The sequence below is a fragment of the Dyella sp. 01L423 genome (assembly GCF_056399945.1).
Genome location: NZ_JBFTSI010000005.1, coordinates 168,610 through 185,640, shown reverse-complemented (window position 1 = coordinate 185,640; position 17,031 = coordinate 168,610). Strand labels below are relative to the sequence as shown.

Below are 17,031 nucleotides of genomic sequence, written 5' to 3'. Positions count from 1 at the left end.
CGCGCACAGGGTGCGCTCCCACAGGGTTGTGGCGGTGTGTCAGTAACCCGTCTTGCGATTCGCCTCGCGCACCGCCTCGATAAAATGCGTGAACGGCCGGTCGGTGATCGCCACCAGGCCGATATGCGCATTCTCGCCATCGAGCACGCGGCCGGTGACTGGCTGGTCGACATACTGGAACCAGTGCACGCCCACGATGGACGGATTGGCCACCGCGTCGGCGACGTAGTGCGCATACGCTTCGCCGCGCTGCTGCTCGTTCCACACCGGCACCACGCCCTTGCCGAACGGACCACGGTCGTCGGAGCCGAAATGGAATTCGGTGATCAAGGCCGGCTTGTCGAGCTTGGCGAACGCAGCGGCGTCAAACGCATGCTCGGGTATATCGGCATAGGCGTTGAAACTCACTACATCGCAGAACTGCGCGCATGAGGCCACCGCTTCGGGCGTGTGCACGGCGAAGCGTCCGCCCAGGAACAGGTGATGCGGATCGTGCTTGTGGATGGCTTGCGCGACCGTGCGGAAATACTGGTCCGCGTACGTACGCAGCCATGCGCTGTAGTCGTCGGCGATGGCGGAATGCGCCTCGTCCGGATTGGGCGCCGCGAAGTTGGTGGCGTTGAGCGCATCCCACGAATCCAGCGAGATGCCCCAGGCCGCCGCCAATTTCGCTGGCGCGCTGTATTTCTTTTTCAGTTCGGCGATGAAGGCCTGCTTGGCTGGGCTGCGTGCTTCGCCGCGCAGCGCGCCCTGCGCCAGGCCCCAACGTCCCTGCGGACCCTGGCCGGCCCAGGCCAGTTCGTTATCGGCAAAATAACCGAGCATCCACGGATCGTCGTGCACTTCCTTCGCCGCCTGTGCTGCGGCGGCATCGGCCGCCTGCGCAAAGCGCGGATCGAACGGATCGGGCATGCGGCCCCAGTAGTCGTAGCCGCTGGAGACATTGCCGAACACGCCGGCGATATTCACCGAGCGCGTATACGCCATGCGGTGCATCTGGCTCAGCGCGTCGTCGCTCCAGTTGCCCAGCGTATTGAAACCCCAGTCGTCGAGGCGCTCGATGGTGCGCGTGCGCCACGCCTGGCGCCAATGCCGGCCATCGGCCAGGAACAGGTTGGCCGAGTAGTAATCGAACCACTTGCCCTGGTGATAGGCGATGCCCGTCGATGCCGCCTGCTCGCCGCCCGTCTTGCCGGTGCTGCCGTAGAACGGCGCCCAGCGACCGCTGTCGCGCGGCAGATCCCTGAACATGAATTCGCGGCCTTCGATGATCGTGCGGCCGCCGTCGTCGTCGACCACGTTCACGCCCAGCGAGAAGAACGCGTGCCCCTCCGGCGTCACCAGCTGCCAGCGGCCATCATGCTGCTCGGTGCGGAACCAGCCAGTGGCTTTGAAGGCAGGCACATCGGTGCGGCCGCCATAGCGATCGAAGCCCTTGTGCGGCGCCGGCGCTTCGACCGTCGCGCCCGGCTTGCTCTTGGGACGGCCACCGCGCAACACCTCATCGGTATCGACCTTGCCCGGCCACTGGCCGCGCGTGTACTGGCCCCACGCGTCGACGATGCCGGTATAGGCATCGCGAAGGTCATGATCGCCGCGCGACGTATCGAGTTTGCCGAACATCAAGGTCTGCGCCGCCGTCGGCGCCGGCGTGCCCAGGCGTACGGCCTTGACGTGCGCCAGATCCAGCGTGCCTTCCACCGTGGTCGCCACGAAGACGCGCTTGCCGCCGGCCATATAAGGCATCGGCGGACCCGCCTGCATGCCCATCGCACGCGGCGAGGTGGCGTGCAGCGGTATTACCAGCGTCTGCGGCGGACCGGCGGGAATGCCGACGGTGGTGTGCAGGTGCTCGCCCGGCTTGGCGCCATCGATGTCGACCGTAAGCGTCACCGCCCACTGCATCGCATTCTGCATGTCCACGCGCAGCGAGCCTTCCTTCGACCAGTCGCCCTTGTCCAGCATCACGGTAACTTGTGGCTGCGGCGCAGGCTGGAACACATAGCGTTGCAGCGACATGCCCTGCACCGTGACCGGCTTGCCGTCGAGCACGACGTGATCGAGCGTGGTCTGCGGCGACGGCGGCGCGGGTGCAGGCACCGGCGCGGCGGGAGCGCTAGCCGCAGGAGCCGGACTGGCAGCGGCATGACTGAGATCGGCCCGGTCGGTGTCGCTTGCCTTATGGCAACCCGCAAGAGCCGGCAGGCAGGCGATGGCAAGGAAGACGATCCGGTTCATCGGCGGCTCGGTGCGGGGAAATGGCGGCAGTATGCCTGCAGCGTCTGAAGGCCGCCTTGCTGGGTCGGCGCAATTTTTTGCATTGACGCGTTCATGCCGCTCTCCGCTGCCATGCGCGCCATGCGTAGTAGACAGGCACGCCCACCAGGATCAGCACCAGGCTCATGCCCGCATCGCCGGGAGAATGAATGGCCGTCGCCACAATCACGCCCAGCACCGTGCAAACAAACAGCAGCGGCAACACGGGATACAACGGCACCCGATACGGCGACGGCTCGTTGCGGAACCGGCGGCGGTACCAGAACAGCGTGGAGATGCCGAACGCATGCGACAACCACTCGCCCACCGTGGTGTAGTCGACCAGCTGGCCGAAGCTGCCGGAGATCACCAGCACGATGGCCCAGCCGCCCAGCACCGCCAGCGCCACGCGCGGCGCGTGGGAGCGTTCATGGATGCGACCCACCGGACCGAACAGCATGCCGTCCGCTCCCATGGTCTGCAGCACGCGTGCACCGCCCGCGATGGCGATGCTGCAATAACCGAAGGTGGAGCACGCAATGCCCACTGCGATCAGCGTGGCGCCGCTTTCGCCAAACAGGTGGCGCATCAAATCCGCTGCCGGCGCCTGGCTTGCGGCGAGGCCCGCGTGGCCCAGCCCGGCGAGATAGGCAAAGTTGACCAGCACATAGCAAACCACCACGCCGCCCAGGCCCAGGCCCAGCGCGCGCGGGAGCGTGCGTTGCGGCTCGCGTACTTCGCCGGCCAGATCGTTGAGGTAGTGGAAGCCGCCATAGGTGAACAGCACCGGCAGCAAGGCACCGAGCAGAGCGCCTGGCGGCAGCGATTTGGTGGTGTCGGTCGCCAGCACGTTGCCAAACTGGCCATGCGCCAGGATCACGCCAGTGACCACGACCAAGGCGATGGCCGATAGCTTCAACAGGGTGAACACGTTCAACATGCGCGAGCCCGCGCGGATGCCGAAGAAGTTGACGCCCACGATGAATGCGATGGCACCCGCCGCCACCGGCTTCACCCACAGCTGCGGCGAAAGCCCGACCGCGGCACACGTATAGTCGGCGAAGGTGGTGGCCACGGCCGCGACGCTGCCGGGGTAATTGATCAGCGCCATGGTCCAGCCGAACAGGAAGGCCGGCAGCTGGCCATAGGCCTCGCGCAGATAGATGTAGACACCGCCCGCCTGGGGCCGGCGCGCGCCCAGCTCCGCGTAACAGAGCACGCCAGCCAAGGTCAGCAGGCCGCCGATCGCCCATAGGGTGAGCAATTGCGCGCCGGACGAGGTGCGTTCGGCCACGGTGGAGGCACTGCGGAAGATGCCGGCGCCAATCACGCCGCCGATAACGATGGCAGCAGCATCCCAGGTACCCAGGCGGCGCAGATACGCGGAAGAAGTCTCAGCGGTCATGGGGCGGCACGGCTTCCTACGCGACAGAACGAGTCCCGGACGATAGCCGACTGGCGTCGACTCTTCGACATCTCACTGCAACATGCTGGATCAACGCGAAATTTTCGGGCACAGGCGCAGACCTTCGCCAACGCATCACGGCCATGGGGGCACAGTCAGAGTTCCCATCGCTTCGCGCTGGCCTCGCCCGGCCAGCCCTGGAGGAGGCCTCATGAGCACCGTCGCAAGCGCCGTTCGTCCCGAAGACGACAAGACCCTCGGCCCGCTGCTTGAGTGCGACCGCGCACTGGTCGCGGTGGGCAAGAAGATCCGCGTGCTGAAAGCCATCGACTGGCCCCAATCGATGGAGGCCACCTTCCTGGCCTCCTGGGAGAAAGGCAATCCGCTGCTGCCGCAGCCACCGTTGCGCCGTCCGGACCTCAGCAGCGAAGCGGCCGCGTTGAAGGCCATCATGGACAAGATCGACCGCGAGCATCCCATCGGCAATTGGCTGTTCAAGACGGCGTGGAGTTATCGCACGGCGGCGCAGATGCTGATGAACATCGGCACCGAGCGTTTCACTCAGTGCTCCACCGCGCTCTATGGCCGCCCCGACGCGACGTACCGCAGCCAGACCGCCAATGCCGTCGATGCGGCGAAAGATCTGCTCGACATCAGCGACGACCTGATCCATCGCGAGGAGATCCCGCGGATCACGGCGGACATCCCGGCCGAGGAATTCGCCGAGCGACTGCGCGAGCGGTTGGGGCCGTTCTTCGACAAGGACAAGGTTGACGTGGTGCTCGACCCCGAACTGCCATCGAAAGCGACCGCCGGCAGCAAGAGCATCAACCTGCGTTCGACCGCGCTGTTCTCGACGCTGGATCTGGAGCAGCTCACCGAGCACGAAGCGTTCGTGCACACCGCGACCCTGCTCAACGGCAAGCACCAGCCTTATTTCAAATCGCTGGGACTGGGTGCGCCGCGCACCACGCGCACGCAGGAGGGATTGGCCACGTTCTCCGAGATCATTACCGGCGCGATCGACCTCAACCGGCTGCGGCGCATCGCGTTGCGCGTGGTCGCAGTGAAGAATGCGCTCGACGGCGCCGACTTCATCGAGGTGTTCCGCGGCTTTCTCGAGGCTGGGCAGACGCCGAACGAGAGCTACCAGAGCGCTGCGCGCATCTTCCGCGGCGGCGATCCGAAGGGTCATATCTGCTTCACCAAGGATGGCGCCTATCTCGAGGGCGTGATGATCATCTATGTGTTCATCCGCAAAGTGCTGCAGGCAGGCCATGCGGAAATGCTGCCCATGCTGTTTGCCGGCCGCGTGACGACCTCCGACGTCATCACGCTCAGTCCTTATCTGCACGATGGCCTGATCGCGCGCGCGGTCTACGTGCCGCCGTGGGCGCGCAATCCGCAGCGCATCCTGTCGCTGATGGCTTTCTTCACGGCGGCGCAGCGTTTTCGTCTCGATACGTTTGATCTCAACCGTTTCGTGGAGTTTGAGGATGAGAGGATTGACGAGAGCCTGCATACCTTGTGGCAATGAGGGAACGCGAGTCGCGCACAGGGTGCGCTCCCACAGTGACCGCGCTCATTGTGGAGGGCTGTCCTCCAATGTGACCGCGCTATTTGTGGAGGGGTGCGGTCCGATGTGACCGCGCCTTTCTGGGAGGGCACCCTGTGCCCGACACGCCACGCACCGGAGAGGCCGTTTCGTGTTTGACTATGCCCTTCTCCCGCCACCCGCTGCACTGTGTCCGCCCGACCCCGAAAGATCATCCATGTGGACATGGACGCGTTCTACGCGTCGGTGGAGCAACGCGACGATCCCTCGTTGCGCGGCAGGCCCGTGGTGGTCGCATGGCGCGGTGCGCGCTCGGTGGTGTGTGCGGCGAGCTATGAGGCGCGCAAGTTCGGTGTGCGCTCCGCCATGCCTGCCATCCGCGCGGAGCGGCTGTGTCCCCAGGCGGTGTTCGTGCCGCCCGACTTCAGTCGCTATAAGGCGGTGTCGCGACAGGTGCGCGAGATCTTCGCGCGCCACACCCCGCTGATCGAACCGCTGTCGCTGGACGAGGCCTACCTCGACGTCACCACCACCTTGACCAAGCTGCCCTCGGCGACGGCCACGGCGGAAGCCATCCGCGAAGCGATTCGCGAAGAAACCCAGCTCACCGCCTCGGCTGGCGTCGCGCCCAACAAGTTTCTCGCCAAGATTGCGTCAGATTGGCGTAAGCCTGACGGCCTTTTCGTGGTGCGCCCACACCAGGTGGCTGCCTTTCTTGCGCCGCTGCCGGTCGGCCGCCTGCCCGGCGTGGGCAAGGTGATGGAGGCCAAGCTCGCCGAGCTGGGCATCGCCACGGTAGGCGATGTGCGCACATACAACGCACTCGAACTCGAACAGCGCCTCGGGCGCTGGGGACGACGCCTGCATGAGCTGTCGCTCGGTATCGATGATCATCCCGTGCAACCTGATCGCCCCACTCTGCAGGTATCGGCCGAAGACACCTTTGAGCATGACCTGACGCTGGACGAAATCGAGCTGCATATAAGGCGATTGGCCGAAAAAGCGTGGGCCGCGCATGAGCGCGAAGCCTCGGGCGACCACGCACGCGTCGCTCGCACGGTAGTCCTGAAACTCAAGACGTCGGACTTCCATACGTTGACACGTAGTCTCACGCCAACTTCACGTCCGGACTCCGCGAGGGAGCTGGCCGACATCGCCTGTGCCCTGCGCGATCGCGTGGATAGACCATCGGAAACCCGCTACCGCCTGGTCGGCGTAGGACTGGCGGGTTTCGTGGAGGCCGACAGTTTTGTCGCGCAAAGCGACCTGTTTGGAGCCATTGGTTTCAACTGAAACCACGCAAGGAAGTAAACCTAGGCCGAAAGAATTGTTAAAGAGGTCTTGTCTCGATCTCTATTTCCTGAAACAGTGGACTCGGGGAACCCATCAAGCGGTGCAACACCTGTAGACGTCTAGGCGCCTATAGCGGGGACTCTTTTGCCTACGAATTCGGGGAGACAACCATGCAGTCCAATTACAATCGACTATCGATAGCGGTACGTTTAGCGCTTTCCGTAGGTATCGCTTCCACGGCCGTGATGGCCCAGGCCGAGGAAGTCGCAAACAAGGACGCAACGGGCGATCAAGCTCAAACGAATGCACAGAGTCAGGGGAGCACCGACCAGGCAGCGAGCAAGTCCACGGCCAAGACACTGACCGCTGTTTCGGTCACCGGCTCGCTGATCCGCCGCGTCGATGCGGAAACCGCCAACCCGGTGGTGACCATCGATCGCACGGCCATCACCAATAATGGCTCGCCCACGCTGGGCAATGTGATCCAGCAGCTGCCCAGCGTCTCGGGCAACGCGACCAATACGCAGAACAACAGCAACGGCGGCGGCGTCGCCAGCCCGACGCTGGAAGGCGGCGACGGCGCAGCACGCGTATCGCTGCGCGGCCTGGGTACCGATCGCACCTTGGTGCTGATCGACGGCCAGCGCCTGGCCAACCCCGACCTCAACATGATTCCGCAGAACATGATCGAGCGCGTGGACGTGCTGGCCAATGGCGCCTCCACGGTCTACGGCTCGGACGCGGTCGGCGGCGTGGTCAACTTCATCCTGCGCAAGGACTACAAGGGCGCCGAACTGAGCGTCAACGACGGCATCTCCTCGCACGGCGATGGCCAGCGTCATGGCGGCCAGTTCACCGTGGGCGCCACCGGCGACCAGGGCAACATCGTCGCCGGCATCGACTACAACAAGCAGGATCCGGTAATCGCCACGCGTCGCAGCTTCTCGGCGCATCAGCTGTCGCTGTACAGCTCCGGTCCGCAGGTCTCCGGCTCGCGCACCGTTCCCACCGGCAAGTTCCAGGTGACGCCAGCCGATGCACCTGGCTGTACCGCGACAGGCAACCCACCTAGGGCCTTGGTCACCCTGGCCAGCGGCAACGGTAGCAGCACCAGTGACTATCGCTGCTTCAACAACTCCAGCGACGTCTACAACTACAACGCCTTCAACTACATCCAGACCCAGTCCGAGCGCACCAATCTGTTCGTGCTCGGCAATTACAAGATCAACGATCACGTCACCTTCTTCGGCGACGCGTTCTACAACCACACACACTCGTCCGGCCAGGATGCACCCGCGCCCACCAGCGGCACGGACGGCTGGTCGGTAGCCGCGGACAACCCGAACAATCCCTTCGGCGTCGCCTTCGGTGATCCGGCAACTCCGGGCAACAACCTGATCAGCACCCGCCTCACCGGCGTGGGCAATCGCGTGCACACCTTCAGCACCGACAACCAGCAGGTCAACGCAGGCCTTCGCGGCGACTTCGGCGGCAACAACAGCTGGATCTGGGACGCCAGCGTCGACTACGGCCGCACGCATCGCGTGCAGACCAACTTCAACGAGGTGAACATCCCCGCCCTGCAGGCGTCGATCGATGCGGGCGCGAATATCTTTGACCAGGCCGATCCGGCGGTCACCGCGCAGCTCAGAAATGGCGTGAGCAACCCGACCTACGCGATGACGCAGACCATGAAGCAGGTGCAGGCCAACGCGTCGGGCGGCCTGTGGGATCTGCCGGCCGGCACCATGCAGCTGTCCACCGGCGTGCTGTATCGCAAGAACACGATGGATTACACCGTCACCAGCGATGCCTTGCTCGACGTGACGAAGGGTACCTGCGTCGTGTTGCAGGAAGCCTGCGGCTCTCCGGCCAGCGGCAGCATCAACGTGAAGGAAATCTACGCCGAAACGCTGATCCCGCTGCTCTCGGAACAGCCCTGGGCGTACTCGTTGAACGTCGACCTTGGCTTGCGCACGTCCAACTACAGCACCACGGGCACCACCACCAACGGCAAGTTCGCGGTGGAATATCGTCCGATCCAGGACCTGCTCGTCCGCGGCACCGTTTCGCAGGTGTTCCGCTCGCCGAACCTGGACGAACTGTATGACGGCCAGACCATCACCAACCCGACGGTCAACGACCCGTGCTACAACCTGTCGGCAGCCCAGTTGCAGCAGCACGCGGCGGCCTGTCAGTTCATGCCGCCCAACACCAACTACACCAGCACCCTCAATACGCAGATTGCGGGTCACTACTCGGGTGCGGCGACGGTGGGCAGCACGCTCAAGCCGGAAAAGGGCAAGTCCTATGACCTGGGCTTCGTCTATTCGCCGAGCTGGCTGGAAGGCGCGTCGGGCACGGTGGACCTGTGGCGCATCACGCTGAAGGACATGCTGACCATCATTCAGGCACAGACCGTGCTGAATGAGTGCTACGCCGACAACGGCAGCCCGTACTGCCCCTTCATCAACCGCTACGGCACCGGCACCTCGATCCCGGGTGGCATCAACTACGTCAACACGCCGTACGTCAACCTGGGCAACCTCAGCACCAGCGGCGTCGACTTCACGTTGAACTACGCCATCCCGCACTTCGACGTGGCCGGCGTGAACCCGGGTAACTTCAAGACGTCGCTCAGCGGCACGTACATCGATACGTTCAAGAACGACGCCACGCCGGGCGCACCGGGTGCCGAAACGATCAACTATGCGGGCACCTACACCCAGCAGTTCGGCAACATCAGCCGCTGGCGCGGTGCGTTGACGATCAACTGGGCACTGGGCAACTGGAGCGCCCAGTGGCAGAGCCGCTACATCAACCACCTGAGCAACCTCACCTCCTACGCCGATACCGGCCAGGCCGTGTCGATGCCGATGGGTGGCATCACGTACCACAACATCCAGGCTGGCTACGAGTGGGCGGCGATCCACACGAAGATTGACTTGGGTATCGACAACCTCAGCGGTCGCATTCCGCCGCTGGTGTACCAGAACGGCCTGAACTACAACGTCGATACGGCAACGTATGACGTGATGGGCCGCTACTACTGGGCACGCGCTACGGTGAAGTTCTAAGCAAGCAAGAAGGCGTGGCCGCAGCATTCGCTGCGGCCACGCCGCTGTTAAGATCGGGCGATGAGCCCGTCTGCACATCCATCGCCCACTGCCTTGGCGGCCAGCATGCTCGCCGCTTATAACGCCGGCGACATGCCCCGCGTACTGGCCCTGGGCCAGGCCATTGGCGAGCTGTCCACGGCCGATGAAACCAGCCTGCTTCTGCTCAGCGCTGCACGACAGGCGACGGGTCACTTCAGCGACGCACTGGTGCTTTGCCGCGAACTGACACAGCGGCGTCCGGACGTCTCTGCGTATTGGAACAACCTGGGCATCGTCGCCCGACAGACGTCGGACTTGGACCTCGCCGAACAGGCACTGGGCAAGGCCCTCGAGCTCGCGCCGCACGAAGCGGAAGTCTGCTACAACCTCGGCCTGCTCTACGCACAACAACAGCGCTGGCTCTTGGCCCGCGAAATCCTGCTTGAAGCCGTCACGTTGGCGCCCGCTTTCATCGAGGCACGCCTGCAGGCCGCTTACGCCTGCCACTTTTGCGGCGATACCCGCGGCGCCGAGGTGATGCTCGAAGGCGCGGAAGCGTGGCCACCGCAGACGGCCGACCAGGCCTTGATCCTGGCCACCATCCTGTCGAGCCTGGGCTATCAGGACAGCGCCTTCCGCAGCCTGGCGCAGGCCATCCTGCCCGAAGGCCCGGAGCGCCTCTCATTGACGCGTCGGATCACGGCGTTGCGCGCCTCGATGTACGAGCGCAGCAACCGCCTCGACGAGGCCCGCGCCGAATTGACCCCATTGACATTGGACATGCTAAGCACGCTGCCGCCTACCGAATGGGAGCTGCGCCACACCGGCATCCAGGTGCACGCCAGCATCGCGTCACGCGAAGGCGAGCGCGAGCATGCCGCGCAGTTGTTCCAACAATTGCAGGGTGAATGCAGCGACGCCCATCTGCAGGCCAATGCAGCCTTCAGCCTCGCCGGCATCCGCGACAAGCAGGGGCGACACGACGACGCCTGGCAAGCCCTGCACCAAGCACATGCTGCGCAGCTGCGCTTTGCCAGCGATTTTGTGCCGGAACTGCTGGACGAACACAGTCAGCCACTGGAGATGGTGGAGCACGCCGTCAGCCGGCTGGCGCATGATCGCTGGTCGGCCCTGCGCGCTCCACGCGGCGACGCCAGCCCGGTCTTCGTGGTTGGCTTCCCACGCTCGGGCACCACCCTGCTTGAGCAGATGCTCGATGCCCATCCGCGCTTTCGATCGATGGACGAGCGTGCCTTCATCTATGAACTGATCAAGCGCATGCAGCTGGCGGGACAGTCCTATCCGGCCGATCTTGCGGGGCTCACCCAGGGCAACGCCGACCAGCTGCGCAGCATCTACGCCGATGTCGTCAAACGGGTCGTGCCCGATCTGGGCGAGCGGCAGCTGGTCGACAAGAATCCGCTGAACATGCTGTGCCTGCCGATGATCATGCGATTGTTCCCGGAAGCGCGCATCATCCTGTGCCTGCGCCATCCCTGCGATGTGCTGCTGAGTTGCTACATGCAGGCCTTTCGTTCGCCGGCCTTCATGGTGCTGTGTTCTTCTTTGCAGCGGCTGGCGCGTGGCTATGTGGACGCCTTCGAACATTGGTTCAGGCATGTCGACGTATTTGCGCCTCGCGTGCTTGAATGGCGCTACGAATCGGTAGTATCCCGCTTCGACGAACACGTCGCGAAACTCGGCCAGTTCCTGCAGCTGGACGACAGCTCGCCGATGGCGCGCTTTGCGGAGCATGCGCAGGCGAGGGGCTACATCAGCACGCCCAGCTACGCGCAGGTCACCGAAGGCATCCATCGCAAGGCGGTCGACCGCTGGCTCGCCTATCGCGAGATGTTCGAACCCGTACTACCCACGTTGCAGCCCATGATGGAGCGGCTGGGCTACAGCATCACCCCCTGATGGCGGCACCGGTTGCGCCGCGCGTTTCAATGCCCGCGATGGATCAATTCAATATGCATTTCGAAGTCCCCAAAGTGAAGATGCATTCGCTTCGCGAATTCCTGCAGCATTACCTGATGATCGTGCTCAGCATCCTGACGGCGCTGGGACTGGAACAGTGGATCGAGCGCGCCCACCACCGGCACGCTGCCGAGTATGCGAGCACGCAGATCGACTCGGAGCTGGACACCATGCTGCACGACATCCAGGCGGCCGTCCAAACGGACGAGAAGAAGCTTGCGCCACTGATCGCCATCGACAAGGCGATCCGCGACGACGTGCAAAAAGGCTTGCCCGATGCCGAGGTCAACAAGCACATACGCCAGTTGAACGGAGGATTCCGGCTCAGCATCAACTGGCCAGCATTCAACACCCAGGCCTGGGACGTCGCCGTCGCCGTCGCCAACCAGTCGGCCACGTGGATCGAGGTCGCGCGCCTGCACCGCTACACCGCCGCGTATGCCGCCGTACGCGACGCCGCCAGCTGGACCACGCACAATGCGACGGTGGCGCTCGACGCGCCGCGCATGATCAACCTGCAGACGCGTATCGGCCTGGGCAAGGACGTCGACCCGGTGGAATTCCTCAGCGTGTCGCAGCAGATGATCAACAGCTCGAAAGAGACCATCGCGTACCTGCAAGACGCATCGAAGCCGATCAAGACGGCGCTGGCGAAGACCGAGAATTGATCAGCTTCGACCACGGAAGGCGCTGTCGCACGGCGGCGGCGCCACACCGCTTCACTTGATCGCAGTCACCCTGCAATACAACGCGACGAAACTGCGCACTGCATGCCGCGTGGTTCGTGTTGCGTGCATCGCGTCGAAAGGCTTCACGCACCGGTCACAACTCGACGCGCCGTTGTGCGCAAAATGCGCAGCACGTCACAGATATTCCAGGCATCACGAAAACCGCTTGTTTTAAGCACTCTGCGACGTGTGGGAAGCAAGTCGAGACAGGTTTTCCCAAGGCGTCGCAATGGCGCCATTCGTGCCCGTGCAATATTGCGACAGCATGAAAATCGATACGCGCAAGTTCACCTAATGCGCGCAACAAGAACTTGTTTGCACTCAATGGCTCGCATCGATTTGATCGATGCAGCGATCGCTGTCGAATTGCTTACAGCGAAGGACGCACTTTTTTTCGATTTGCAACAATGATTTTTATGCGCTACCAAACCCGGCAGAGCACTCGCCGTCACTGGGTTTTCTGAGTGTTCGTGATCGAAACGTGATCGCTCCAACTCCTTCCGTCCGGAAGGACCAACGCAACCGCAAGAGAAGGCGCTGCAACGATCCGTTGCCGGCGTCGGGGTTAGTTGTTGCCTGTGATCGGCTACCGGAATTCCCCGGAGTCGAAACCAATAGCTATTTGCGTACCAGGGAGTAACCAATGCGTGCACAAACCAAGATCGCTCTTCTTGCCGGCCTGATTGCCGCCGCCTGTCTGCCTGCCGTCGTATCCGCCCAAACGGCGAACCGCATCGGTTCGTTGGAAGACCAGGCACAGGCCAGCTGGCGCGAGAGCATGGCGCACATCGCCACGCCATCGGAAGGCTGTTTCCAAGCCACCTATCCCAGCGTGATCTGGCACCAGTCTGCTTGCCATGCACTCCAGCCGCGCGTCGCGCCGGTGCCTCGCTTCAAGCTGTTCAATCGCGGCGCCGCGCAAACGGCCGGCAACGGCAATGACTACACCATCCAGACCAGCAGCCTGATCACGCAGGCCGTGGGCAGCTTCCCGTCGGTGACGGGTGTTACCTCGGAGAAGGGTGTTGGCGTGGCGGCTTACGGCGGCGGCGGCATCCTGGGCGCGAACGAATACTCGCTGCAGATCAATTCGAGCTTCGACGACACCACCTCGGTCTGCAAGAGCCATTCGGGTTGCACGGTGTGGCAGCAGTTCGTCTATGCGCCCGACTATGAAGTGCAGGGCTCGGCTGCCGTCTTCATGCAGTACTGGCTGATCGGCTGGGGCAGCTCGCGTTGTCCGAGCGGCTTCGGCAGCGACGGTGAAGGCGATTGCTATAAGAACAGCGCCGCTGCCTCGGCACCCGATGTGGCAGCCACGCAGCTTGGCAATGTGAAGCTCACGGGCACGGTCACCGCGGGTGGCAACGACACCGTCGTGTTCACCAATGGCACCACGGCCTATAGCTCAAGCGGCAAGGACAGCGTGCTGTTGCTGGCCAGCGTGTGGAAGGTCGGCGAGTTCAACGTGGTCGGCAATGCCGGCGGTTCGGAAGCCCAGTTCAACAGCGGCTCCTCCATCACCGTGAAGCTCGCGGTCACCGACGGTTCCACCGCCGCGCCGTCCTGCGTCGCCAACTCCGGTTCGACCGGCGAGAGCAACAACCTCAACCTGGGCAGCTGCACGGCGGCCGGCGGTTCCACGCCGTCGATCCAGTTCACCGAATCGAACTGATCAGCTAGCACATGAGAAGAGCCCGGGAATCGTGCGGGCTCTTCTCTTTTCTGCTGATGCCCGGATGGAGCCCAGACACAACTCAGAACCTTCCAATGTCGCTGGAGCGCTGAAGGGACGACACTGCTGCCATCGTTCTTTGCTTCAGGCACAGCCCCATGCGCGCGCGCAAGTTAGTCACAACGGCCCTGGTCATCGCTTGCATCGGTGTCGCGGCCCATTTCGCCAAACCCCTCATCTATACCTATACCGCCATCGGCCATGGCTCGCCGGGGTTGGAAACGCCCCGTTCCGACATCCCGTTCGCGGAAGGCCGCAAGCTGTTCAGCACGCGCATCAACCTGGGGCATCTCAATCCCGAGCCCGTTGAAATGCCCGCCACACGAGAATTGCGCTTGGTGACCTACCCATCCGCAGTAGGCGATCTACCTGCGTATCTGACGCCCGATCCGGGCGATCACAAGAAACACCCCGCCATCATCTGGATCACAGGCGGCGACACCAACACCATCGGCGACGTCTGGAGCCATCAGCCGGCCGAGAACGATCAGAGTGCGGCCGCTTTCCGCCGAGCCGGCATTGTCACGATGTATCCCTCGCTTCGTGGCGGCAACACCAATCCGGGACACACAGAGGGGTTCTTCGGCGAGATCGACGATGTTATCGCGGCCGCCGATTTCCTCGCCAAGCAGCCCTATGTCGATCCCGCGCGCATCTATCTCGGCGGTCACAGCACGGGCGGCGTGCTGGCCCTGCTGGTGGCCGAGACCAGCGGTCGCTTTCGTACGACCTTCGCTTTTGGCGCGCGCGCTTATGGAGCGGACTCGCCCACCTTCTTCCACAACACAGACTTCAAGAAGATGGACTCCATGGAAGCCATGCTGCGGGCTCCCGGTCTATGGCTTCAGTTCATCGAGAGCCCCGTATTTGCGATCGAAGGATCCGAGGGCAACAGCGACGATCTCGAGTACATGCGCGCGGCCTCGCGCAACCCCAAGATCAAGTTCATCAGTGTCGACGGCGCCGATCATTTTTCGGTGCTCGGGCCAGCCAACGAGGTGATTGCCGCGAAGATTCTTCAGGACGTGGGCGCGACGTCGCAGATCAGCCTATCGCCCAGCGACATCGAGGCAAAGTTGCATCAGCCAAGCGAGCACTGACAGCGCCTGCAGGCCTCGCACAAAAAAAGCCCGGGCTGTCCCGGGCTTTTTCTGCAACTGATATGCCTGGTTACTTTTTCTTTTTCGGCAAGTACAGATCGGTGATGGTGCCTTCGTAGACCTCGGCCGCCATGCCCACCGACTCGCCCAGCGTGGGATGCGGATGGATGGTGAGGCCGATATCGGCCGCTTCCGCGCCCATCTCGATTGCCAGGCACAGCTCGCTGATCAGGTCGCCCGCGTGCGGGCCGACGATGCCGGCACCGACGATGCGATGGGTTTCCTCATCGAAGATCAGCTTGGTGAAGCCCTCGGTGCGATCGATACCGATCGCGCGGCCGCTGGCCGCCCATGGGAACTTGCCCACGCCGATCTTCAGGCCCTTTTCCTTCGCTTCGCGCTCGGTGACGCCGACCCATGCAATTTCCGGATCGGTGAAGGCGACCGACGGGATCACGCGCGCATCGAAGTAGCTCTTCATGCCGGCCACGACTTCCGCCGCCACGCGCGCTTCGTGGGTGGCCTTGTGCGCCAGCATCGGCTGGCCGACCAGGTCGCCGATGGCGTAGATGTGCGGCACGTTGGTGCGCATCTGCGTATCGACGTTGATGAAGCCGCGATCGGTCACTGCCACGCCAGCCTTGTCCGCGCCGATCTTGTTGCCGTTGGGCGAACGACCCACGGCAACCAGCACGCGGTCGAATACGGTGGTTTCGGGAATGCTTTCGCCTTCGTAGCTGACCTCGATGCCCTTCTTGCCGGCTTTGGCCTCTACCACCTTGGTCTTGAGGTGCACGCCCTTGAGCTTCTTGGCCAGCCGCTGCGCCAGCGGCTTGATCAGGTCGGCATCGGCGCCGGGGATCAGCTGGTCCATGAACTCGACTACGGTCACTTCGCTGCCGAGCGCGGAATACACCGTGGCCATTTCGAGGCCGATGATGCCGCCGCCGACGACGAGCAGCTTCTTCGGCACGTCCTTGAGCTCAAGCGCACCGGTGGAATCGATGATGCGATCATCGTCCCACGGGAAGGCCGGCAGGCGCACCGCTTGCGAACCGGCGGCGATGATGGCGTGCTCGAAGCGAAGCAGCTTGGTGCCTTCGGCCGTCTGGACTTCCATTTCGTTCGGCGACACGAAGGTGCCCACGCCCTGCACGGTACGCACTTTTCGCTGCTTGGCCATGCTGGCCAGGCCGCCGGTGAGCTTGCCGACCACCTTGGTCTTGAAGTCGCGGAGCTTGTCGAGGTCGAGCTTGGGCGCGCCAAAGGTGACGCCGTGCGCGGCCATGGCTTCGGCTTCGTCGATCACGGCAGCCGCGTGCAGCAGCGCCTTGGACGGGATGCAGCCCACGTTGAGGCAGACGCCGCCGAGCGCGGCATAGCGCTCGACCAGCACGGTATCGACGTCGAGATCAGCCGCGCGGAACGCGGCGGTATAGCCGCCCGGGCCGGAACCGAGCACGACCAGCTTGCATTCGATGTCGGGCGTGCGGCCCGAAGCGCCAGCGGCTTTCGGGGCCGGTGCCGCAGCAAGTGCAGGCGCGGGTGCCGCAGCGGCCGGAGCCGGGGCTGGCGCAGGTGCGGCTGCCTTGGGCGCTTCCGCTTTGGCGGCGCCTTCAGCGACTTCCAGCACCGCGATCAGCGCGCCTTCGGACACTTCGTCGCCTACCTTGACCTTCAGCTCCTTGATCACGCCGGCGGCGCTCGACGGAATTTCCATCGTGGCCTTGTCCGATTCGAGCGTGATCAGGCTCTGCTCTTTGGCGACGGTGTCGCCGACCTTCACCAGCACCTCGATCACCGGCACGTTGTCGTGACCGCCGATGTCGGGGACTTTGATTTCGATGGTGCTTGCCATGGGGAATCCTTTAATTCTTATCG

10 protein-coding genes are annotated in these 17,031 nt (G+C 63.6%); 7 read left to right on the top strand and 3 right to left on the bottom strand.

Annotated elements, in window-relative coordinates:
* Positions 1–39: 39 nt before the first annotated feature.
* Both AC1DMY_RS14985 and AC1DMY_RS14980 read right to left on the bottom strand, forming a co-directional pair.
* Entirely contained in the window at positions 40–2,238 is a 2,199-nt protein-coding gene (locus tag AC1DMY_RS14985; protein WP_477165736.1) for a beta-agarase, read from the bottom strand.
* A 91-nt stretch (positions 2,239–2,329) separates the two neighbouring features.
* Positions 2,330–3,661 (bottom strand): APC family permease, encoded by a 1,332-nt coding sequence (locus AC1DMY_RS14980; protein ID WP_477165735.1) that lies wholly within the window; start codon positions 3,659–3,661, stop codon positions 2,330–2,332.
* A gap of 211 nt (positions 3,662–3,872) precedes the next feature.
* Between AC1DMY_RS14980 and AC1DMY_RS14975 the strand changes: the two genes are divergently transcribed.
* The 7 genes from AC1DMY_RS14975 (at position 3,873) to AC1DMY_RS14945 (ending at position 15,150) form a co-directional block, all read left to right on the top strand.
* Positions 3,873–5,198 (top strand): flavohemoglobin expression-modulating QEGLA motif protein, encoded by a 1,326-nt coding sequence (locus AC1DMY_RS14975; protein WP_477165734.1) that lies wholly within the window; start codon positions 3,873–3,875, stop codon positions 5,196–5,198.
* A gap of 207 nt (positions 5,199–5,405) precedes the next feature.
* Positions 5,406–6,509, top strand: coding sequence for a DNA polymerase IV (gene dinB, locus AC1DMY_RS14970; RefSeq protein WP_477165733.1), 1,104 nt, complete (start codon positions 5,406–5,408; stop codon positions 6,507–6,509).
* Between the two features lie 170 nt (positions 6,510–6,679).
* On the top strand, positions 6,680–9,586 hold the full coding sequence (locus AC1DMY_RS14965) for a TonB-dependent receptor plug domain-containing protein (RefSeq protein WP_477165732.1): 2,907 nt from the start codon (positions 6,680–6,682) through the stop codon (positions 9,584–9,586).
* Between the two features lie 60 nt (positions 9,587–9,646).
* A complete protein-coding gene (locus AC1DMY_RS14960; protein ID WP_477165731.1) occupies positions 9,647–11,527 on the top strand; it encodes a tetratricopeptide repeat-containing sulfotransferase family protein in 1,881 nt (626 codons plus the stop codon).
* 53 nt (positions 11,528–11,580) lie between these two features.
* Positions 11,581–12,255, top strand: coding sequence for a hypothetical protein (locus AC1DMY_RS14955; protein ID WP_477165730.1), 675 nt, complete (start codon positions 11,581–11,583; stop codon positions 12,253–12,255).
* Between the two features lie 703 nt (positions 12,256–12,958).
* Complete coding sequence (locus AC1DMY_RS14950; RefSeq protein ID WP_477165729.1) at positions 12,959–13,990, top strand: hypothetical protein; 1,032 nt, start codon at positions 12,959–12,961, stop codon at positions 13,988–13,990.
* A gap of 158 nt (positions 13,991–14,148) precedes the next feature.
* Entirely contained in the window at positions 14,149–15,150 is a 1,002-nt protein-coding gene (locus tag AC1DMY_RS14945; RefSeq protein ID WP_477165728.1) for an alpha/beta hydrolase family protein, read from the top strand.
* 70 nt (positions 15,151–15,220) lie between these two features.
* On the opposite strand, the gene lpdA is transcribed toward AC1DMY_RS14945, so the two are convergent.
* The gene (lpdA, locus tag AC1DMY_RS14940) at positions 15,221–17,008 is read right to left on the bottom strand and encodes a dihydrolipoyl dehydrogenase (protein ID WP_477165727.1); all 1,788 of its coding nucleotides are present in this window, start codon (positions 17,006–17,008) and stop codon (positions 15,221–15,223) included.
* Positions 17,009–17,031: the final 23 nt, after the last annotated feature.